Genomic DNA, 19,111 nt, shown 5'->3' on the forward strand with positions numbered 1-19,111 from the left:
GGCGAGCCGGGATGGCCGGCCCAACCGACATATCGCAGCACGACCCGTGACACCAGGGGCCGGCGGTCAGCTGTCGGGCATGACGGTTCGGCGCCGCTCGGCACGGCGGGCGAGCGTATCGACGATTCGATGCCATGCCGGTGACTCCCTGAGGAGCAGGGAAAAGACAGGCGTCGGGTTCGCTGGCCGGCTGCTGTTGCCTTCGTGTTCGATCTCCCATGTTTCCAGGTCGTTGATGAGCCGATCCACGCGCGGATCGTCCGGATCCCAGTCGACTGATTGATCACACGCGAGATACAGGCGCATCTTCTCGGGGTCGTCGAAGCCGGCGTTCTTGTCCCGTATCCATTGCGGCACCGCATGCGGGTCCGACGCCTGCATCAGGATCGACCAGTCGCGTTCGAGTCGGACGGTCCGTTCGCTGACTCCGAGACTGCGAAGCCGGTTCAGGATGGCGACCATCTCGGGTTGCAGGACAAGCTCTTCGCCGCTTGCCAATTCGGCGATGCGGCGGCGATGCTCGGTGAGCTGCTCGATCTTGGTCCGCAAGGCGGTGTCGATATCGGTGATGGCAGCTGCGAATTCGGTTGGCTGTGCGTGCAGCAGCGCGTCGATGCGGGCCAGCGGCATTCCGGCATCGGCAAGAGTCCTGATCCGGACCAGATCTACCGCCGCCTGCGCGCTGTAGCGGCGATAGCCGGAGGCATCGCGCTCAGGCTCGGGCAACAGGCCGACCTGGTGGTAGTGGCGGACGGTGCGCACGGTCACGCGGGCGGTTGCCGCGAGCTGGCCGATCGTTAGCACCGTATGCCTCCGGTCTTCGGGAAACATGGCCAAGCCGAGTTTAGGCGCGAGGCACCCGGTCGACGACGTCGCGGATCGCCTGGACGACGACATCGGCGCGCGTGAAGCACAGCTGGTGGTGGCCGACATCGGAGACGACGCGATGTTCCCCGACCGACACCGTGCTCACCATGGCCGTGGCCATCCTCCTCATGCCCTCGTGTATCGCATGTATCGTCTGCTCCGGCATCGCCGCCTGCGCGCCGGGGTCGGTGCCCTCGGCGGTGAGCGCGACCACCGGTACGTCGGGAATGTCCGGGCCGGCACGCAGTTCGTCCGCGAGTGCAACCAAGCTGCCCCGCTCGGCGATGCCGACCCGGAGCCATTCGTCGCTGACATGGGCTTCGATCAGCGGCTGCCGCATGTGTCGCGGGTAGTCCGCCACCAGTCCGGCGTACATCGCGTGCAGGGCTGGGCGCATCTGCCGGATCCGCTCGGGACCGGGCGCCGGCTGCCGGCCGGCAGCCGGGCTCGCCGCAGCGGGCATGAAATCCTCCCAGTCGCGGTGGAAACCATCCACCCAGACCAGCCCGGCCACCTCCTGCGGATACAACTGCGTGAACCGATGCGCGTAGGCGCCGCCGAGAGAGTGCGCGACCAGGACGTACGGGGCTGCGAGGTCCTGGGCGTGCAGCAACTCGTGTAGTTCCGTCGCGACCGCGGCGGCGGTGCGCGGCAACGGGACCGGATCGCTGTACCCGCTGCCGCCACGGTCGTACGCCACCGCGGTGCAGAACTGCGAAACCCCTTGCTGCACAGCGAAATAGTCCAGACCGACCGCACCCGCTCCCGGCAGGAACACGACGGCCGGCCCGCCACTACCCAACCGATGCACGAAAACGCGGCGGCCGTCGACCTCCTGAAACTCTCCGATCGGCGGAGCAGGCCGAGCTGCGGGAGCGATGTTCTTCGTCATGAAGCAAGGGTGCAACCCCGACGTAGCGTCAGGGTCAAGCCTTCCCGTGGCCCTCGGGCACACGCGGACGCTCGACGGTTGGCTGGAACAATCGCGCGATCCGCTACGCGTGAGCCGCGAACCGGTTCCGAGGCTGAGCTGGCCTCGTGCGACGGGCAGCCTTGTCAGAGGGGCGATTTGCGCGTTCAGACTGCGCGCGTCAGCCTCTGACCAGCATCCGGGGCGACTGCCCGCGAAACTGATTTGTCCGCTCGTCGGCGGTCGCGTTGGCCGGTTCGACAGCGCGACCAGCGGCAGAGCGGATGTTGCCCTGTAGAGCTGCGTCCGAAAGGATGAGCCGCAACGATTCTGGTACCGAATGTAGACAGGTGAGTGATGTCCGCCTCCGCAGAGCGTCGATCGTCCCATTCCATCGCCGGGAGTCAAGGCACACGAGAATTGCCTAGTCCTAAGGTACTTCGGCTGATTATGTGCGCATATCCGCCGCTCTTGTTCGCTGGTGTGCGCGTCGCTCACATCGCGGACGACTGGACCTCCGTGCGTGCTACCCACAGAGTTCGTCCATGGAACTGGAACCCTAACCGGTCCGCATTCGGTGGCACCTTGTACTCGATGACAGATCCGTTCTTCGGGATCATGGCCCGCGGTCAGCTCGGGCGCGGCTATCGCGTCTGGACGAGCGCCGCAAGCATTGAGTTCATCGCGCCCGGCCGCGAGATGGTGACCGCCTCCATGTCGCTCCCATCCGATCACGTCGCGGTCATCCGTGACGCCACGAGCGATGGCGGCAAGTCGATCACAACTCACACCACCGACATCGTTTCCGATCAAGGCGTTCTAGTTGCCCGAGCCAGCCAGCAGCTGTACGTGCGACGCGTCAACTAGTGACCACACCACCTTCAATGCCGACCCACAACGTCCTGCACTCGAAAGTAGCGGATGTTCGTGTGCCGCAGTCGGTCTCATCGTCGGCCGTGCGGCCAGCGGTACGCGTTGCGGGATGGGGATGTTGGTTGATCAGCGTGCGGCCGACGCGTGGCGTGCGACCGACATTGGCCGACGGGCATCTGCGACGGCAGTCACCACACAGGTGCCCAACCGGCCGACGCGATCGTAGAGCGTTGCGGTGCCGACCGCGATACCGTCGCCGGTGACCTGATCCTGAGCCTGAAGCCCGAGTTCGGGGCCTTCGGGCAACCGCGACAGCGTCAAGGTCATGTCGGTATTGATGTAGCCGATCCCCGCAGATCCCCAATGGCAGACGAAATTCGTGGCGTCTCCCATCGCAGCCGCTCGCTGAAACGGGGAGATCGGTTCGCCCTCGATCAAGGGAATGAGGTTCTGCCACAGCACTTTACGGTCTGCGTTCCGGCCTGCGGTCAAGTTGTCGGTCCACTCCGACTCGCCGCACTTGAGCAACGGCGGCTCACCATCCGGCGATGTCAGCTGAGCCTGCGGAGCGGGCAATGACTCCTGCGGCTGCCACATCTCACCCGGTGCCGCAGAAGCTGACGCGAGGAAGACCGCACTCGCCCGCGCACGGAGCTCGCCCTGCTGCACGATGGAGGCATCGGCCACGATCACCCGCGTGCCCTCGCGGATGACGGCGCTGTGCACCGCGATCGGTTCGTTGAGTACCGGCCGCAGCATATCGACTGTGAGCCGCGCGGGTATGAAACCCTCTGCGGGGCAATGTGTTTCCAGCTGACGCGCCAACAACCCGCACACCGCCGGCCCGTTCACCTGTTTCGACGACCACTGGCTGACCCCGTAGCCATGCGCTTGGTACTGCCCGTCTCGCGCTACGAAGAACGACACCACCGCGATCGGCCCCCTCTGTCTCCGGCTCGTCGAAACGCATCGATTAGAGCACGTTTCATGGCCTCCCAGAAGATCATCCGGCTCTAGTCGAGCGCACGAAATTCGGCGTGATGGTGCGTTCGCCGACGGGTACTTCGGCCGACCCGAACCGCGCGGGTCGCGGCAAGGCAGGGCGTTGTGCTCCATGATGATTCGAATCGGATCTGCCGACAGCGCCGCGACGTAGGCCGGATCGGGTACGAGTTTCACGTAGCAGATTGGGAGCGCGATTCCATGCACATCCTGCCCGGCGGCACGGCCACCTTCCTGCTGCTGTTCGGCCTGTTCGTCGGCGGGTTCGCGATCCGCTCCGCACTGCGTTTGAACCGTGTGCTGCGGCTGCTGCGGCACGGCGAGCACGTCGAGGGGCGGTGCGTGGAGCGCCGGACTGTCGAGCGGGGGCCGGGCATGGAGCGGAGCTACACCACCGAGTACGTCTTCGCGTTCCGCACCCGTGACGGCCGCGACATCGAGTTCACCGACCATGCCCCGGGCCCGTTCGGCGTGGCGGTCGGGGCGCCGGTCCGGGTCAGTTACGACCCGGCGGACCCGGCGGCGAACTCCACGGTGGCCGGGCCCGGGGCGTGGGGTCCGGTGGTGATGCCCGCGGTGTTCGCGCTCGGGCTCGGGGTGTTCGCGGTGGGGCTGCTAGCGGGGTTCGTGGCCATGCGGGTCTCGCTCTGAGAAACACGGCCGCACAGCGGCGCGCAGGCGTCAGAACGTGGCGCGGTCGAACGGGATCGGGAGCTTTTCCAGTGCCCCGGCCGCCCGTAGTCGTGCGTTCGCGTCGAGGATCGTCTCGATGGCCGGGGACTCCGTACCGCCACTGGTGAGATCGATCACCAGTCCACCGTGTGCGGTGCGGACGTACGTCGCGGGCAGCCCCCCGGGTGCCAGGGCGGCGCGGCCGGCGGAGAGGACGACTGCACGGCCGCATCGCGGGTCGCTGTTCGCCAGGTCCCACCGCTCGGCCACCGCACGGTACTCGTGCCTGCCGTACACCTGCCCGGCGTCGATCTCCCAGTGCTCCGCGAGCAGGCGCAGGACCTGCGGAGCGCGCCGGATCACCTCCGCGGTTTCGTCGACCTCCCGCGACCGGAAGGCGAGCACGACCGAGTTCACCGCGTAGCGTGAGGTGCTGCCCGCGTGAATCGCCATGGAGACGTGCGCCGCAGCGGGGTTCTGCGCCCACAGCGACGTCGTGTATCCCACGACGTCGAGGTCGGGACCGGTGTTCGTCCGCTCGATGTAGTCCGCCAGTGCGGGGACCGAGGGCTGCACCACGGGATCGGACGGGCGGCCGCGGCCGGCCTCGTGCCATCTGTGAAACGTCGAGCCGTCGATGTCCGCGAGCACGCGCAGCGTGCCGTACCAGCGTTCGGCGATGCCCGGCACGGATTCCCCGCGAAGGCCCCAGCATCCGTTGACTACGACGTCCAGCACGATACGTTCCCCTTGAGGCCTCGGTTCCCCGCCCGGTGTGGCGTGACCGCCACGGTAAATCAGGGGTCCGACAGCCTGTCCCCGCTGTTTCAGGCCCGGCCGTATTCGGTGTCGATCCGTACCGGGACGCCCGGTGACGAACACCACCCGGACCGGTCGGTCGGGTGGTGTCGGTGTGTCGCGTCGGAGCGCGCTCGTTGCTCGGGCGCGAATTACTGCTTGCGGCCGGTGAATTCGTCCATCGAGTGGTAGACGCCCACCGTGTTGAGGTAGAAGTCGCGGACCTTGAGCGGGAGGAGGCCGGAGATGGCGCGGTTGAGGCGGGAGGTCCAGGGTAGGACTACCAGGGCGGAGCCCTTCTTCATTTCGGTCCAGGAGGTGTCGACGACTTCCTCCTGGTCCAGGATGGGGGTGAACCAGAAACCCTTGGCGCCGTCGAACATTCCGGTGTTGATGTAGGTCGGGCAGACCGTGGTGAACTTCACGTGCTCGTTGCCGGACTGCTCGAGCTCCAGGCGTACCGAGTCCGACCAGCCCAGCGCCGCCCACTTGGAGGCCGCGTAGACGCTCATGCGGGGGTTGGCCACCAGCCCGGCGGAGGAGGCGATGTTCAGGACGCGGCCCTCGACGCCCTTGTTCGCCACCATGGCAGGCAGGAATTCGAGCGTGATGTACATGGGCGCAAGCGAATTGATCGCCATGGTCTTGTCGATGTCGGCACGGTTGCCGGTCTCCCAGAAGTAGCCGTTGCCGCGCACGATGCCCGCATTGTTGACCAGCACGTCGATTCCGCCGACCTCGGCGCGCACGGCCGCGGCCGCCTCGGCGATGGCGTCACGGTCGGACACGTCCACCACGTAGTGGTGAATCCGGCTGCCGCCCAGCGCCGCCAGCTCGGCCGCGGTCTCCTTCAGCGCCTTCTCGTTGACGTCCCACAGCACCACGTCGGCGGCCTGCTCGGCCACCGCGCGCTGCGCGAACGACTTGCCCAGGCCCATGGCCGCCCCGGTGACCAGGACCTTCTTGCCCGCTACGGTCTTCATACCCCTCTGTACCCCTGTCGAAATGAACTGCGGAATCACTTCTGCCGCAGTGTCTTCATGACGCCCAGGTAGAGCGTCATGGTCTTGGCCCACAGCTGTTCCGACATGCCCGGCAGCGGTGCGATGGGCAGCACCCGCTGCACCGCGATGGTCTGGGTGTCGATGTACTTCAGCAGGCCCTCGGGCCCGTGCCGGCGGCCGGTGCCGGAGATGCCGAGCCCGCCCGACGGCGCGGCCACCGAGCCCCACGCGGCGATGAAGCCCTCGTTCACGTTCACCGATCCGGCGCGCACCCGCGCGGCGACCTCGCGGCCGTGGGCGATATCGCGGCTCCACACACTGGCATTGAGGCCGTAGGCGGTGTCGTTGGCCTGCGCGACGGCTTCGTCGTCGCTGGACACACGGTAGACCGACACGACCGGTCCGAAGGTTTCCTCGCGGTAGACGGTCATGCCCGCGCGGACGCCCGCGAGAATGGTGGGCTCGTAGAAGTAGGGGCCGAGATCCGGCCGCGCCTTGCCGCCGGCGAGGACCGTGGCGCCCTTGGCGACCGCGTCGTCGACGTGCGTGCTGACGGTGTCGATCTGGCGCGGGAAGGTCAGCGACCCGATCTCGTAGCTGTAGTCGAGAGTCTTGCCCAGGCCCAGTTTCTTTGTGTGGGCCACGAATTCGGTGACGAACTGGTCGTACACCGTGTCGTGCACATAGATTCGCTCGATCGATTCGCACAGCTGCCCGGCCGAGGCGAAGCAGGCCCGCACCGCGATCTTGGCGGCGGCCGAGACGTCGGCGTCCGCGAGCACCAGCAGCGGGTTCTTGCCGCCGAGCTCGAGCGAATACCCGATGAGCCGCTCCCCCGCCTGCTGGGCGATGGTGCGCCCGGTGGCGCTGGATCCGGTGTAGTCGACGTAGTCGGCGCGCGCGATGACCTCGGTGCCGACCACGGTGCCCCGCCCGAGCACCGCCTGCCACAGGCCCTTGGGCAGACCGGCGCGCTCGGCGATGTCGATGGCCCAGAGCAGGGTCAGCGCGGTCTGGTTGTCCGGCCGCCCGATGACGGCATTGCCGGCCAGCAGCGCGGGCAGCGCGTCGGAGGCGCCCAGCGCGAGCGGGTAGTTCCACGGCGAGATGACCGCGACCACGCCCTTGGGCCGGTTGCGCACCTCCACCTGGGTGAGGACCGGCATGACGCCGCGCGGCTTGCGGTGCGCCAGAATCGATTTGCCCTCGGCCGCGTAGTAGCGGGTGTTCACCGCGACGTCGGAGACCTCGTCGAAGGCGTGCACCCGGGACTTGCCGGTCTCGAGCTGGATGATGTCGAGGATGGTGTCCTGCTCGGCCAGCACCAGGTCGTGGATGCGGCCCAGCAGTGCGGCCCGCTCCCCGACCGGCACGGTCGCCCATTCCTGCTGCGCGGCGCGCGCGGTGGCGAAGGCGGCCTCGATATCGGTGACCGAGGACTGCGGCAGGTCGGTGATCTTGGCGCCGGTGGCGGGCGCGAACACCTCCACCGAGGGCGCACCGCCCGCGACGGCGTGGCCGAGCAGGCGCTGGACCAGGTCAAAAGGCAGCGCATCGGCGGCGGCGAGCTGCGGGGCAGTCGTCATTGGTCGCCCTCTCGAGGAGTCGGGTGCGGGTGAAACCCATTATTAACTGAACATCGGTGTTACATGAACACTGATGTTAGATTAATAGACGTGACGCACACCATGTCAAGCCCTCCGGCGGGCAAGGGCACCCCGGCGCGCCGCGGCCGCCCGCCGCAGACGGAGAAGCAGGCCGACCAGGTGCGCGCCCGCATCGTGCTGGCTACCGCCGAGGTGTTCGCCGAACAGGGTTCGCGCGGGCTGAGCGTGGCGCGGATCATCGAGAAGGCCGGGCTGGCGCGGCCCACCTTCTACCGCTATTTCGCCAATGCCGTCGAGCCGCTGCACGCGGTGCTCACGGTCTCCAACGAGGACCTGGTCGGCGGCATCCGGTCCGCGCTGGAACGCAGCGAGCAACCGGTCGATCTCGGCATCAATATGATCGAGGCGTATCTGCACTGGGCGGGCGGTCACGGCCGGATGCTGGCGCCGCTGTTCGCCGAACTGCACGATCCGGGCTCGCCGGTGTCGGCCTATCGCGAGCAGGCCATCGACGACATCCGGGTCCTGGTACGCACCAAGATCACCGGCCTGGGGCGGCCGGCCCCCACCGATCTCGACCTCGATACCGCGCTGCAGACCTGCGAATTCGTCGTCTACCGCATTTCCGCGGACGCACCGCACGGCGAACCCGATCAGGCCACCATCGACGCGGCCCGGCTGACCATGATCCGCGGGGTGCTCACCATGCTCGGCACGCGCGCGGATGTCGAATACGCACTCACGATTCCGGGATTGTTCGAATCGACCCAGGACTAACCGGCCCACTTCCTGCTCGGCTCGGATCAGGATCCGGCCATCGAATTCCCAGGAAATCAGCCGACACCGCGCATCCGCCCGTCCTATCGTCGATTCGTTCGTACAACGAAAAGAGCTGAGGATGAAGGCTATTCGCACCCGCGAGCCCGGCATCGACGGACTGGTCTACGAGGATGTCCCCGACGCGAAACCCGGTCTCTGCGATGTCCTGATCAAGGTCGAGGCGTGCGGTATCACGCACAACGAACTGGACTGGCCCATCTGGAACTGTCGCGCCGGCCACCCCCGCGACTCGGTCATTCCCGGCAACGAGGTCTCGGGTGTAATCGCTGCCCTCGGCTACGGCACCGCCGGATTCGCCGTCGGCGACGAGGTTTTCGGCCTCACCGACCAGCTGCGCAACGGCGCGGCCGCCGAGTACGTCGCCGTCGAAGCCCGCAATATCGCACGCAAACCCCGCACCCTCGACCACATCCAAGCGGCGGCGGTCCCGCGTGCCGGGCTCACCGCCTGGCAATCCCTGTTCGACCACGGGCACCTCGACAAGGGCCAGACCGTCGTCATCCACGGCGCGGGCGGCGCGGTCGGCTCGATGGCCGTCCAGCTCGCGCACTGGGCGGGTGCGCACGTCATCGGTACCGGCCGCGAGCACTCCCGTTCCCTGGCACTCGAACTCGGCGCCGACCGCTACCTCGCCCTGGACACCGAGCAACTGGCCGTCGCCGCAGGCCGGGCCGACCTGGTGGTCGACACGATCGGCGGCGACGTCCTCACCGGTTCGTCGATCCTGCTCCGCCCCAACGGCACCCTCATCACCATCAAGGCAGCAGCCGAATTCCCCACCGACCGCGACGACATCCGCAAGGTCGTCTTCGTCCAGGAATCCAACCGCGCCCAACTGACCGAACTCGCCCGCCTTATCGACGAGGGCCACCTCCGCCCCCAGGTCGGCGCGGTCTACCCCCTCGAAGAAGCGGTGAAAGCCTTCAGCGCCAAGGCCGCCGGGGGCCTCCCCGGCCGAATGATCCTCCAGCCGTGAACCGCTCGCCGATCACAATCGATATCGGATCGTCGGCCTCTCCCTCATCGCATCCATGGGGACCGTGTACCGGTTGCCGGTACAGGCGCAGATCACGTCGGCGATCTTGACCAGCGCTGGAATGTGCCGTACCCGAAATGGGCGATACTCAGCACGATCACCTCGTCGAGCGCGTCTGGAGAGCACTACGCGCACAGGCGGACTACGGCAATGCGGCTCGCGCATTGATCAACGCAGCTGGACGAAACCGTCGTAGCCTTCATTGCTGCAGCTCGGGAATGGGTTGTTCTTCGAGGACGACGATTTCGCACTGCTCGGCCCAGTGCAGGTGGTGGTGGTCGCCGACCATTTCCAGCGCCTCGTCCATGCAGGTGGCCTGGAGGATGGACATTCCGATCACTCCGCTGTCGGTCTCGGTGGTACCGGTCGGCGTGATGCGGCGCGCATTGCCGAGGGGTTTGCCCGCGTCGACGAGGCCGGCGCCGATCCGGTTGCTCCAATCCGCCCACAGCTGCATGCCTTTCACAGCTTCCGCGGGTGTGGCCTGGGCGAATCGTTCGGCGACCGAGAGGGGTGCGAGGTAGAGGACTATGTAGCGCTTCATGTTTCGACAATAGGTGACCAAATGGTCACATGTCAACGCTCATGTGACCGATTGGTCTCGTATAGAATGGGGGCGTGGACGAGGACGCGGTGTTCAAAGCGCTGGCCGATCCCACCCGGCGGCACCTGCTGGACGCGTTGTTCGCCAAGGACGGCCAGACGCTGACCGAGCTGGAATCCGGGCTGGAGATGACCCGCTTCGGCATCAGCAAGCACCTCCGTTTGCTCGAGGAAGCGGGCTTGGTGACGGCGGTCCGCAGCGGGCGAAAGAAGTTGCACTACCTCAATCCCGTGCCGATCCGGCTGATTCACGATCGATGGATCGACAAATTCACCGAACAACAGCTCTCCGCACTGGCCGATCTGAAGAAGGACCTGGAATCGTGAGCTTCGAGGATGTCCTCTCGCGTGCGCGCCCGGAGACGACACAGATCCATCGCGTGATCATCGCCGCACCGGCCATGCGGATCTGGGAGGCCGTAACCGATCCCGACTGGACCGTGCGTTACGGATTCGGCGGCCGCAGCGTGCTCGAGCCTCGGGTCGGTGGTGCGTTCACGGTGTTCGCTCCCTCCGGACCTCGTCCGATCGACAGCGAACCGGAGGTCATCATCCGCGGCACGGTCACCGACTACGACCCGCCGGTGCTGTGGGGTGCGCGCATACGTTTCCGGGGCGATGAGCACCTTGCCGCGGAGCCGGAAACCTATCTGCGATACGAGATTCGTGATCGCGGCGACGGCACCTGCGCCCTGACCGTCATCCACGATGTCGCCGGCGCTCCGCTCATCTCGGTCATCGTCTCCGGCGATCTGGAATCGGAGGGCTTCGGCGGCGGCTACCCGTTCATGCTCAGCGATCTGAAATCCCTGCTGGAGACGGGGCGGTCGCTGCCCGTCAGTCGCCCCACCCGGAAGAGCTGATCACGTGCACTGCAATCGATTTGCTTCCACCGGGGTCAGGCCCGCTCGAAACGCATGGCGGGGTCGGTGATTCGGCCGTAGCGGAGTTTGGGGAGGTCGCGAAGGTAGTTCATGTAGAGGCGCCAGGGGGCGCGGTCGCCCGTTTTGGGGAGGATGTCGAGGGCCCGGAGCACGTAGCCGGGCTCGAAGTTCAGGAACGGCGCGGTGCCGATGGACGGGTCGCGCACCGGGGTCGCCGTGGCGTAGCCGTGGGCATCCATGTGGCGCAGCAGGCGAACCACGTACTCGCACACCAGATCCGCCTTCAGCGTCCAGGAGGCGTTGGTATAGCCCATGACGAAGGCGAAGTTGGGGACATCGGAGAGCATCGCGGCCTTGTAGGCCATGGTGTCGGGGAGGTGGACCTTGCGGCCGTCCACCACCAGCTCGACGCCGCCGAAGGGGATGAGGTTCAAACCCGTTGCGGTGATGATGAGGTCGGCGTCGAGGTCGCGGCCGGATTCGAGGCGCAGGCCGGTCTCGGTGAAGGTGTCGATGCGGTCGGTGACCAGCTCCAGCCGCCCCTCGCGGATGGCGCGGAACAGATCGCCGTTGGGCGACAGGCACAGTCGCTGATCCCACGGCCCGTAGTTCGGGTTGAAGTGGGTGTCGATGTCGTAGCCGTCGGGCAGCCAGCGCTTCTGAAAGCCGCGGATCCAGGCCCGCATGCGCTTCGGATAGCGTTGCGACAGTTGGTACATCAGCGTGCTCAGGGCGACATTCTTGGCGCGGGTCAGGCCGTAGGCGATGCGCGCGGGCAGGTATGCGCGGGCGCGGTCGGCGAGGTCGTCGCGGTCGGGCAGGGAGATGATGTACGAGGGTGACCGCTGCAGCATGGTCACGTGCGCGCCCTCCTCGACCAGGGCGGGGCCGAGGGTGACGGCGGTGGCGCCGGAGCCGATGATGACGACCCGCTTGCCCTCGACATCGACGTGGGCGGGCCAGTGCTGCGGGTGGATGATCGGGCCCGGGAAGCGTTCGGTGCCGGTGAAGTCCGGGGTGTAGCCCTCGTCGTAGCGGTAGTAGCCCGAGCAGCTGAACAGGAAGTTCGCGGTCATGGTCACCGACCGGCCGTCATGGTCGGCGATGACGGTCCAGCGGTTGTCCGCCGAGGACCATTCCGCCCGAACCACCCGGTGCCGGTAACGGATGTGCGAGTCGATCCCGTTCTCGGCCGCGGTGTCGCGCACGTACTCCAGGATCGAGCCGCCGTCGGCGATGGCCTTCTCCCCCAGCCACGGCCGGAACCGGTAGCCGAGGGTGAACATGTCCGAGTCGGAGCGAATCCCGGGGTAGCGGAACAGATCCCAGGTGCCACCGCTGGCCTCGCGCATCTCCAGAATGGCGTAGGTCCGCCACGGGAAGGCGCGCTGCAGATGGTAGGCGGCATCGATACCGGACAGTCCGGCCCCGGCAATCAGCACGTCGACGTGCTCGGGCGTAGTGGCCATAGCCCCAGCCTATCGACCGCGGTGAGCGAGACCACTACGAACGCGACAAGAACTCGGCCACCAAGCCCGCCACCCGGTCCGGATCGCCCCTGTCGATGCCGAAATGGTCGAGTCCCGGCACCGTGACGCGTTCGCACTGCGGGATCACCGAGGCCAGCAGCTCCTGATCGGAGGCCGTCCACGCGCGCCGATCCTTGTCGCCCTCGAGCAGCAGCACCTCGGCGGTGATCTCGGCGTAGTGGTGGTAGGTACCGTCGAGCCGCACGTACTGGCGATGCTCGATGAGATTCTGCGGCAGCTGCGCGATGACCATGTCCATCTCGGGCGCCTCCATGAACCTCGGCATCATGCGGCGGAACATCCAGCGCGGGACCTTGCGCGCGCCGTCCGGGCCGATCGCACGAATGAAGTCGACGAAGGCGTCGAAGGGTTTGCCCTGGGCCAGGTACTTCTCGTAGGGACCCATCCAGTCGGACGGCATCGAACCCCGGACCGACAGACCCGGCTCGTACACCGCGACCTTGCGGGTGCCCGGATGGTTCCGCGCCGCCTCGAGGGCGACGAACCCGCCGTACGAATGCCCCACCAGGAACGCCGCACCCGTCTCGTCCTGGAGGGCACGCACATCCGCGCAGTCGTCCTCGACACCGTGGCCGGGCCGCTGCGGGCCGCTGTCCCCGCGCCCGCGCCGCTCGATCGTGTGCACCGTGAACGCGGTGGCCAGCGCGTCGGCGAACCCGCTGTACCCCTGCGCCAGCGCCAGCACCCCCGGGACCACGATCACCCCCGGCCCCGTTCCCTCGGTCACGTAGGCGATCCGCGTACCGTCCGCGGACACCACGGCATCCGTGGACCGCTCGCCTTCCCACTCGGCCATGGGCAACCTTCCGCTTCGGCCGCACGCGCCACTTTCGGCCGCACACTCCGAAAGACCACGGCGACAGCCGTATCGGGCCCCGTCCACGCTACGCCGATCGCGCCACCGCAGGCCGGCCTGCCAGCGGGATACTCCGGCGGCGGCCAGGTGTTCCGAGGTCGGCGCGTGTTCCGAGGTCGGCGCGGCGGGTCATTCCCGGTTGCGCAGGCCGCTGGCGCGCAGCACCCGGCGGGCGATGCCGGAGCGGATGGACTCCTCGCTGCCGAGGATGCGGACGTGCCGCCGGGCGCGAGTGATGGCCGTGTACAGCAGTTCGCGGGTGAGCAGCGTGGACTCCGGTCCGGGCAGCACGACCGACACGGTGTCGTACTGGCTGCCCTGGCTGCGGTGGATGGTCATGGCGTAGACGGTGGTCACGCCGGGGAACTGGGTGGGATGCACCAGGTAGGGCTCGCTGCCGCGCTGCAGGGCGGCGCGCAGGGTGCCGTCGGCCGCACGGACGATGACGCCGGTGTCGCCGTTGTAGATGCGAGCCTCGTGGTCATTGGCGGTGACCAGCAGCGGCTGGCCCGGGTACCAGTGCCCGGCACCGGGATCTGTACTGATCCCGGCGGCGGTGACCCAGCCGGCGGCCAGGCGATCCCAGCGTTCGACACCGTAGGGGCCCTGGCGGTGGGCGCACAGCAGGCGATGGGATTCCAGCGCGGTGAGCGCGGCGGTCGCGTTCCCGTCGACGGCGGCATCGGTGGCCTCGCGGGCGGCGCGCAGGACGTCGGCGCGCACCTCGGTGATGTCGTCGGGCGGGTAGAGCGACAGTTCGTCGCCGCCGTCGGCCAGCAGGGCCAGGGCGGAGTCCGCGTCGCCGGCCCGGATCGCGACGGCCAGTTCGGCGATGCGCCCCCCGAAGCGGCGGCCGCGGGTGAGCCGGACGATGCCGCCGCGCAGGCGTTCCCGCTCGCGCCCGGACAGGGCGTCCGGATGGGCGGCAGCGGCGGCCGGATCGCCGCCGAGGATGCGTTCCAGCGCCGGATTCGCCTGTCCCGGAACAGGTCCCGCGACCAGGTCGGCGAGCACCGCGCCCGCGTCGACCGAGGCCAGCTGGTCCGGGTCGCCGACCAGCACCAGGCGGGCGTCGGGTCGCACGGCCGGCAGCAGGCGGCTCATCATGGTCAGCGACACCATGGACGTCTCGTCGACCACGATGACGTCGTAGGGCAGCCGGTTGAACTCGTTGTGCTTGAACCGGCCCGCGCCGCCACGCTGCCAGCCCAGCAGACGGTGCAGGGTCGCGGCGGTCAGCTCGGGCAGACCGATCTCGCCCGCCTGCTCGCGCACCGATTCCTGCATGCGGGCGGCGGCCTTGCCGGTCGGGGCGGCCAGGGCGATGCGCAGGGCGGGGGCACCGGGCACGGCCTGCTGATGCGCGACCAGCAGGGCCAGCACCCGGGCGATGGTGTGGGTCTTGCCGGTACCGGGGCCGCCCGCGATCACGGTGGTCCACTGGGTGGTGGCCAGGGCGGCCGCCAGCCGCTGCCGGTCCGGCGGCTCGCCGGGTCCGGCGTGGTCGGGGAAGAGCCGATCCAGTTCACGGCGCACGAGTTCGGCGTCCACCATGGGATGGGTGGCGGCGCGCTCGGTGAGGACGCGGCGGATGGTCTCCTCCTGCCGGTAGTACCGGTCGAGGTAGAGCAGCGGGCCCGAGTCGTTCGCACCGGGCGGGTCGATGAGCCGCAGCGGGCGCAGCGGCCCGGACGGGCTGCCGGTCACCAGCGGACTCACCCGCAGCGCCGCGATGACCGAATCCACGTCCGGCCACGGCAGGGTGGCCGGGTCGATCGCCGATTCCTCGGTGCCCTCGGCGTCGACACCGATCTCGTGCATGCGCCGGACCTCCAGGCACACCGACCCGGAGCGCACCGCACGCACGGCCAGCGCGGTGGCGAAGACGACGGCCGGGGACCGCTCGCCGCCGAGCCGGGCGAGCCGCAGCGCCACATGCACGTCGGCCGCCGACAGCACCCCGGCGGCATTGAACACCTGCAGCGGGCCGGTGCCCCGCTGCGCCAGCTGGATCGCGGTCATCGCGCCACCTCCGGGTCCCCGGCCAGCAGGGCCGACAGCTCGACGATCAGGTCCGCGGGCGGCAGCCAGTCGAAAACGCCGCAGCCGTCCGGGGTGTCGGGTCCGACCATGCCGCGCACGAACAGGTAGCGGATGCCGCCGAGGTGTGCGGCCGGATCGTAGCCGGGCAGCCGCCAGCGCAGATACCGGTGCAGGGCAACGGAATACAGGATGGCCTGCAGCGGGTAGTGCGAGCGCATCATCTCCGCGGCCATGCGCTCGTGGGTGTAGTGCGCGACGGTGAGGTCGCCGGTGCCGAGCCGGTTGGTCTTGTAGTCGACAACCACGAATCGCGGTCCGGTGGTGCGCAGCACGGCGTCGATGCTGCCGGTGAGGTAGCCGCGCAGCGGGGTGTCGTCGAGGTGGGCCAGCTGGTCGGCGTAGGGGGCGAAGACATCGTCGGCGGGCAGGTGGCGGCGCAGCAGGTCGGCAATGCGCGGGACGGTCACCCGCGCCGCGACCGGATGGTCGCCACCGGCCAGCGGGAGCTCGAAGTCCAGCTCGCTCAGGCGATCCCGGGTCGGGAAGTCGGCGAGCGCGCCGAAACCGATGGGCGTGTGCATGACCGCCAGCAGCGCGTCCGACAGCACATCCGGGTCGGCGTCGAACATCTGCTCGCTCACCGCGTGCTGGACCCGCGCGCGGATCTCGGCGGCCAGGTCGGGTGCGTCGGTGTCGACGTATTCGAGGACCTCGTGCACGAGCGTGCCGAACTCCGCGCCGTAGGGCAGCGAATTCATCAGCGACGGCCTGGCTCCCGCGAAGGCGGTGAGGTCCTCGGCGAGCACGGACGGGGTGGCCGGTTCGTCGGCGACGCCGCGGCCCTCGGGCAGATCGGCGGCGGGCAGGGCGTCGTGCGCGCCCGCCGTGAGCGCCGAATAGGAGGTACGCCGCCACGCCTGGTCGAGGGCCCGGCCGAAGTAGGCGGCCGCCAAAGGCTCGGTGGCGGTGGCGGTGTCGTCGAGGGGCAGCCGGGCGCGGGTGATCTCGCGCACCGGCTCGACGGCGATCACGCCCGGCGCCGCGGTGGCGGCCCACTCCCGGATGCGTTCCAGCAGTACCGAATCCGCTGGCACCGGCACCTTGTCGGCCACGGCCGGACTGCCGGGCTCGCGGCCCAGCAGCATGCGGTGCAGGGGCGCGGTCTGAGTGTCGTAGGCGGGGGCCCACCAGGCCACGATCTGCGCGCCGGCCCGGGTGAGGGCGACGTACAGCAGGCGCAGTTCCTCGGCCTGCTCCTCGGCCTCGGCGCGCAGGCGGCGGGAACTGTAGCCGGGTGCGTCGGGGCCGCCGACATCGAGGACGCGGCGGCCCTGCTCGTCGTGGAACAGCAGGGTGGGCGGGTTGCGCAGTTTGGCCGCGTCCCACGCGAAAGGCAGGTACACGACCGGGAATTCGAGACCCTTGCTGGCGTGCACGGTGGCGACCTGTACGGCGGCGGCGTCGCGGTCCAGGCGGCGGCTGCGGTCGGCGACGCTGCCGGAGGCAGGATCACGCACCCGGTCGGCCAGCCAGCGGGTGAGCGCCGACAGGCCCAAGCCCTCGCGCAGGGCCGCGTCGTCGAGCAGCTGGGCGATCTGGCGCAGGTCGGTGAGCTGACGTTCACCGCCCTCGAGAGCGAGCAGGCGGGGGGCCAACTTTGTTTCGGCGCTGAGCTTTTCGGCGACGGCGGCGAAGCCCGCGCGGGCGAACAGCCGGGCCGCGTCGCGCAGTTCGGCGCTGAGACGGCCGACCAGATCCGCGCCCCCGGCGTCGATGTCCTCGGCGCGCAGCCCGAGCAACGCGGTGCCGGCGGCCAGGCGCACCCGGTCGGCCCGATGCGGCTGCTCCAAAGCGTGCAGCACCCACAGCCATTCGGTGGCCGCGGGCGTGCCGAACACGCTCGCGCCGCCCGCCAGCACCGAGGCGACACCTGCCGCCTCGAGTTCGGTGCGCACCATTTCCAGCTGATTCCGGTTGCGGACCAGGACCGCGATATCGCCCGGCCCGATCGGCCTTTCGCCGGGCGTGCCCGCATCGATGAGCACGCCGGATTCGAGCAGGCCGACGATATCGGCGGCCACGTCGACGGCGACCCGTTCCCGCTGGCGGCCGACCGTCGGATACCCGGACTTGTTGAGCGGACCCGCGCCACTGCGCGGCAGGCACCGCAGTCGCAGGGGCGTGACCCGCTCCGGCGCACCGGAGAGCCGCGAGAACGGCCTGGTCGCCGCCACCCGGTGCACGGTGATCTCCTTGTGCCCCAGGGCCGCACCACCGTGGAGATGCTCGAGCGCGGTCAGCAGGCCCGCGTCGCTGCGCCGGTTGGTGGTGAGCTCACGTTTGCTGTCGGCGTGCGCCACCGCGTCCAGATAGCTGAGCACCTCCGCGCCGCGGAAGGCGTAGATGGCCTGCTTCGGGTCACCGACCAGTACCAGGGTGGCGTGTCCGTGGAAAGCGCGGCGCAGGATGTCCCACTGCAGCGGGTCGGTGTCCTGGAATTCGTCGACCAGCGCCACCCGGTACCGGTCCCGGATGCGCTGGCAGGCGCGCGGCCCGTGCTCGGGATCAGCCAGCACCTCGTGCAGCAGCACCAGCAGGTCGTCGAAGTCCCGCAGGCCCGAAAGCCGTTTCCGCCGAGCCGTTTCCACCCGCACCGCCGTCGCGAACGCCACCCGCTCGGCCGCCCGATCCTCCTCGCCCTCGGCCTCGGGCAGCAGCAGGGCGTGCGGATCGCCCACCGCCGCCGCGGCCAGCCGCTGCGCGTCCGCCGGACCGAACGGTGCGCCGCCACGTGCGTACCGGCTCAGATACAGGTCATCGGCGACCGTGGACACCACATCCTCGATCCCCTCCACCAGCCGCACCCCCGGATCCTGCTCCCCCGCCAGCCCCAGCTCGTCGAGCATCCGCTGACAGAAACTGTGCGTGGTGGCAATGGTTCCCGCGTCGAAGTCCGACAGCGCCGCCAGCAGCCGCTCCCGCCGCGTCGCGATCTCCGCCGGATTCCCCTGCGCCAGATGCCGGATCAGCTCGTCCCCCGAGGCCAGCGCCCGCTCCGGATCCCCCAGCGCCGCCGCCACTCCCACGAACCGGTCCCGCGTCCGCTCCCGCAACTCCTGCGTCGCAGCCCGGCTGAATGTCACCAGCAGCAACTCGGAGACATCCACCCCCAGCTCGGCCACGAACCGCACCGCCAGCCCCACGATGGCGTAGGTCTTCCCGGTCCCCGCACTCGCCTCGAGCACGGTGGTCCCCACCGGCAACGGCCCCGTCAGCTCGAACCGATTCCCCGAATCCCCGGACGACGGGGAAATTGCGGACATGGCCACCGAATCATCCTGCGGCCCAGCATCATCGCCGACATCGGCGGGCGCATCCCACAGCCCGTGGTCGGCGGCCCCGGAATGATCGCGGTCCGGTTCGCCGCCCGGCATCGCCGAATCCGGCTCGGCGGCAGGCAGATCGAACAGATCCGGGGTGTCGCCGATCGAGGATGCGGTCTCCCGACGGCGCCTCTCGCCGGCGGGACCGTCGCTGCTGCGGCGCGTGCGGGTGGCCGGGCGCGG

General features: G+C 69.0%; 17 protein-coding genes. 6 read left to right on the top strand and 11 right to left on the bottom strand.

Annotated elements, in window-relative coordinates:
• Positions 1 to 66: 66 nt before the first annotated feature.
• Positions 67 to 831 carry a MerR family transcriptional regulator gene (locus ACWEQQ_RS17570; RefSeq protein WP_452348899.1) on the bottom strand — a complete coding sequence of 255 codons (765 nt, stop codon included), beginning with the start codon at positions 829 to 831 and terminating at the stop codon, positions 67 to 69.
• A gap of 13 nt (positions 832 to 844) precedes the next feature.
• Complete coding sequence (locus ACWEQQ_RS17575; protein ID WP_452348900.1) at positions 845 to 1,759, bottom strand: alpha/beta fold hydrolase; 915 nt, start codon at positions 1,757 to 1,759, stop codon at positions 845 to 847.
• A gap of 468 nt (positions 1,760 to 2,227) precedes the next feature.
• Between ACWEQQ_RS17575 and ACWEQQ_RS17580 the strand changes: the two genes are divergently transcribed.
• Positions 2,228 to 2,644, top strand: coding sequence for a DUF4442 domain-containing protein (locus ACWEQQ_RS17580; RefSeq protein WP_452348901.1), 417 nt, complete (start codon positions 2,228 to 2,230; stop codon positions 2,642 to 2,644).
• Positions 2,645 to 2,776: 132 nt separating this feature from the next.
• Here ACWEQQ_RS17580 and ACWEQQ_RS17585 read toward each other — a convergent pair whose 3' ends face one another.
• Positions 2,777 to 3,829, bottom strand: a complete 1,053-nt coding sequence (locus ACWEQQ_RS17585; RefSeq protein WP_452348902.1) for a thioesterase family protein — start codon at positions 3,827 to 3,829, stop codon at positions 2,777 to 2,779.
• 24 nt (positions 3,830 to 3,853) lie between these two features.
• On the opposite strand from ACWEQQ_RS17585, the gene ACWEQQ_RS17590 reads away from it, so the two are divergent.
• Positions 3,854 to 4,303, top strand: coding sequence for a DUF3592 domain-containing protein (locus tag ACWEQQ_RS17590; protein WP_452348903.1), 450 nt, complete (start codon positions 3,854 to 3,856; stop codon positions 4,301 to 4,303).
• Positions 4,304 to 4,333: 30 nt separating this feature from the next.
• On the opposite strand, the gene ACWEQQ_RS17595 is transcribed toward ACWEQQ_RS17590, so the two are convergent.
• From ACWEQQ_RS17595 to ACWEQQ_RS17605, 3 genes are all read right to left on the bottom strand, one after another.
• Positions 4,334 to 5,062 (bottom strand): Imm52 family immunity protein, encoded by a 729-nt coding sequence (locus tag ACWEQQ_RS17595; RefSeq protein ID WP_452348904.1) that lies wholly within the window; start codon positions 5,060 to 5,062, stop codon positions 4,334 to 4,336.
• A gap of 212 nt (positions 5,063 to 5,274) precedes the next feature.
• Entirely contained in the window at positions 5,275 to 6,105 is an 831-nt protein-coding gene (locus ACWEQQ_RS17600) for an SDR family NAD(P)-dependent oxidoreductase (RefSeq protein WP_452348905.1), read from the bottom strand.
• A gap of 35 nt (positions 6,106 to 6,140) precedes the next feature.
• On the bottom strand, positions 6,141 to 7,712 hold the full coding sequence (locus ACWEQQ_RS17605) for a succinic semialdehyde dehydrogenase (RefSeq protein ID WP_452348906.1): 1,572 nt from the start codon (positions 7,710 to 7,712) through the stop codon (positions 6,141 to 6,143).
• Positions 7,713 to 7,814: 102 nt separating this feature from the next.
• Between ACWEQQ_RS17605 and ACWEQQ_RS17610 the strand changes: the two genes are divergently transcribed.
• Both ACWEQQ_RS17610 and ACWEQQ_RS17615 read left to right on the top strand, forming a co-directional pair.
• Positions 7,815 to 8,510 (top strand): TetR/AcrR family transcriptional regulator, encoded by a 696-nt coding sequence (locus tag ACWEQQ_RS17610; protein ID WP_452348907.1) that lies wholly within the window; start codon positions 7,815 to 7,817, stop codon positions 8,508 to 8,510.
• A gap of 121 nt (positions 8,511 to 8,631) precedes the next feature.
• On the top strand, positions 8,632 to 9,549 hold the full coding sequence (locus ACWEQQ_RS17615; RefSeq protein ID WP_452348908.1) for an NADP-dependent oxidoreductase: 918 nt from the start codon (positions 8,632 to 8,634) through the stop codon (positions 9,547 to 9,549).
• Between the two features lie 259 nt (positions 9,550 to 9,808).
• Here the strand turns inward: ACWEQQ_RS17615 and ACWEQQ_RS17620 are convergent, their stop codons facing one another.
• Positions 9,809 to 10,153, bottom strand: a complete 345-nt coding sequence (locus ACWEQQ_RS17620) for a hypothetical protein (protein WP_452342110.1) — start codon at positions 10,151 to 10,153, stop codon at positions 9,809 to 9,811.
• Positions 10,154 to 10,227: 74 nt separating this feature from the next.
• Between ACWEQQ_RS17620 and ACWEQQ_RS17625 the strand changes: the two genes are divergently transcribed.
• Positions 10,228 to 10,539, top strand: a complete 312-nt coding sequence (locus ACWEQQ_RS17625) for an ArsR/SmtB family transcription factor (protein ID WP_452348909.1) — start codon at positions 10,228 to 10,230, stop codon at positions 10,537 to 10,539.
• Positions 10,536 to 11,075 carry an SRPBCC domain-containing protein gene (locus ACWEQQ_RS17630; protein WP_452342108.1) on the top strand — a complete coding sequence of 180 codons (540 nt, stop codon included), beginning with the start codon at positions 10,536 to 10,538 and terminating at the stop codon, positions 11,073 to 11,075. Before ACWEQQ_RS17625 ends, ACWEQQ_RS17630 begins: the two co-directional genes overlap by 4 nt.
• A 35-nt stretch (positions 11,076 to 11,110) precedes the next feature.
• On the opposite strand, the gene ACWEQQ_RS17635 is transcribed toward ACWEQQ_RS17630, so the two are convergent.
• The 4 genes from ACWEQQ_RS17635 to ACWEQQ_RS17650 form a co-directional block, all read right to left on the bottom strand.
• The gene (locus ACWEQQ_RS17635; protein WP_452348910.1) at positions 11,111 to 12,565 is read right to left on the bottom strand and encodes a flavin-containing monooxygenase; all 1,455 of its coding nucleotides are present in this window, start codon (positions 12,563 to 12,565) and stop codon (positions 11,111 to 11,113) included.
• A gap of 34 nt (positions 12,566 to 12,599) precedes the next feature.
• Entirely contained in the window at positions 12,600 to 13,442 is an 843-nt protein-coding gene (locus ACWEQQ_RS17640; protein WP_452342106.1) for an alpha/beta fold hydrolase, read from the bottom strand.
• Between the two features lie 189 nt (positions 13,443 to 13,631).
• Positions 13,632 to 15,524 (bottom strand): exodeoxyribonuclease V subunit alpha, encoded by a 1,893-nt coding sequence (gene recD / locus ACWEQQ_RS17645; RefSeq protein WP_452348911.1) that lies wholly within the window; start codon positions 15,522 to 15,524, stop codon positions 13,632 to 13,634.
• Positions 15,521 to 18,868 carry a UvrD-helicase domain-containing protein gene (locus ACWEQQ_RS17650; RefSeq protein WP_452349011.1) on the bottom strand — a complete coding sequence of 1,116 codons (3,348 nt, stop codon included), beginning with the start codon at positions 18,866 to 18,868 and terminating at the stop codon, positions 15,521 to 15,523. The genes recD and ACWEQQ_RS17650 overlap by 4 nt, the downstream gene beginning before the upstream one ends.
• Positions 18,869 to 19,111: the final 243 nt, after the last annotated feature.

The sequence above is a fragment of the Nocardia sp. NPDC004123 genome, assembly GCF_053603795.1.

Bases quoted from the DNA above. Each gene is read 5' to 3' on its own strand.
- ACWEQQ_RS17570 (WP_452348899.1), bottom strand. From the start codon at position 831: ATGTTTCCCGAAGACCGGAGGCATACGGTGCTAACGATCGGCCAGCTC.
- ACWEQQ_RS17575 (WP_452348900.1), bottom strand. From the start codon at position 1,759: ATGACGAAGAACATCGCTCCCGCAGCTCGGCCTGCTCCGCCGATCGGA.
- ACWEQQ_RS17580 (WP_452348901.1), top strand. From the start codon at position 2,228: ATGTGCGCATATCCGCCGCTCTTGTTCGCTGGTGTGCGCGTCGCTCAC.
- ACWEQQ_RS17590 (WP_452348903.1), top strand. From the start codon at position 3,854: ATGCACATCCTGCCCGGCGGCACGGCCACCTTCCTGCTGCTGTTCGGC.
- ACWEQQ_RS17600 (WP_452348905.1), bottom strand. From the start codon at position 6,105: ATGAAGACCGTAGCGGGCAAGAAGGTCCTGGTCACCGGGGCGGCCATG.
- ACWEQQ_RS17605 (WP_452348906.1), bottom strand. From the start codon at position 7,712: ATGACGACTGCCCCGCAGCTCGCCGCCGCCGATGCGCTGCCTTTTGAC.
- ACWEQQ_RS17610 (WP_452348907.1), top strand. From the start codon at position 7,815: ATGTCAAGCCCTCCGGCGGGCAAGGGCACCCCGGCGCGCCGCGGCCGC.
- ACWEQQ_RS17615 (WP_452348908.1), top strand. From the start codon at position 8,632: ATGAAGGCTATTCGCACCCGCGAGCCCGGCATCGACGGACTGGTCTAC.
- ACWEQQ_RS17620 (WP_452342110.1), bottom strand. From the start codon at position 10,153: ATGAAGCGCTACATAGTCCTCTACCTCGCACCCCTCTCGGTCGCCGAA.
- ACWEQQ_RS17635 (WP_452348910.1), bottom strand. From the start codon at position 12,565: ATGGCCACTACGCCCGAGCACGTCGACGTGCTGATTGCCGGGGCCGGA.
- ACWEQQ_RS17640 (WP_452342106.1), bottom strand. From the start codon at position 13,442: ATGGCCGAGTGGGAAGGCGAGCGGTCCACGGATGCCGTGGTGTCCGCG.
- recD (WP_452348911.1), bottom strand. From the start codon at position 15,524: ATGACCGCGATCCAGCTGGCGCAGCGGGGCACCGGCCCGCTGCAGGTG.
- ACWEQQ_RS17650 (WP_452349011.1), bottom strand. From the start codon at position 18,868: ATGTCCGCAATTTCCCCGTCGTCCGGGGATTCGGGGAATCGGTTCGAG.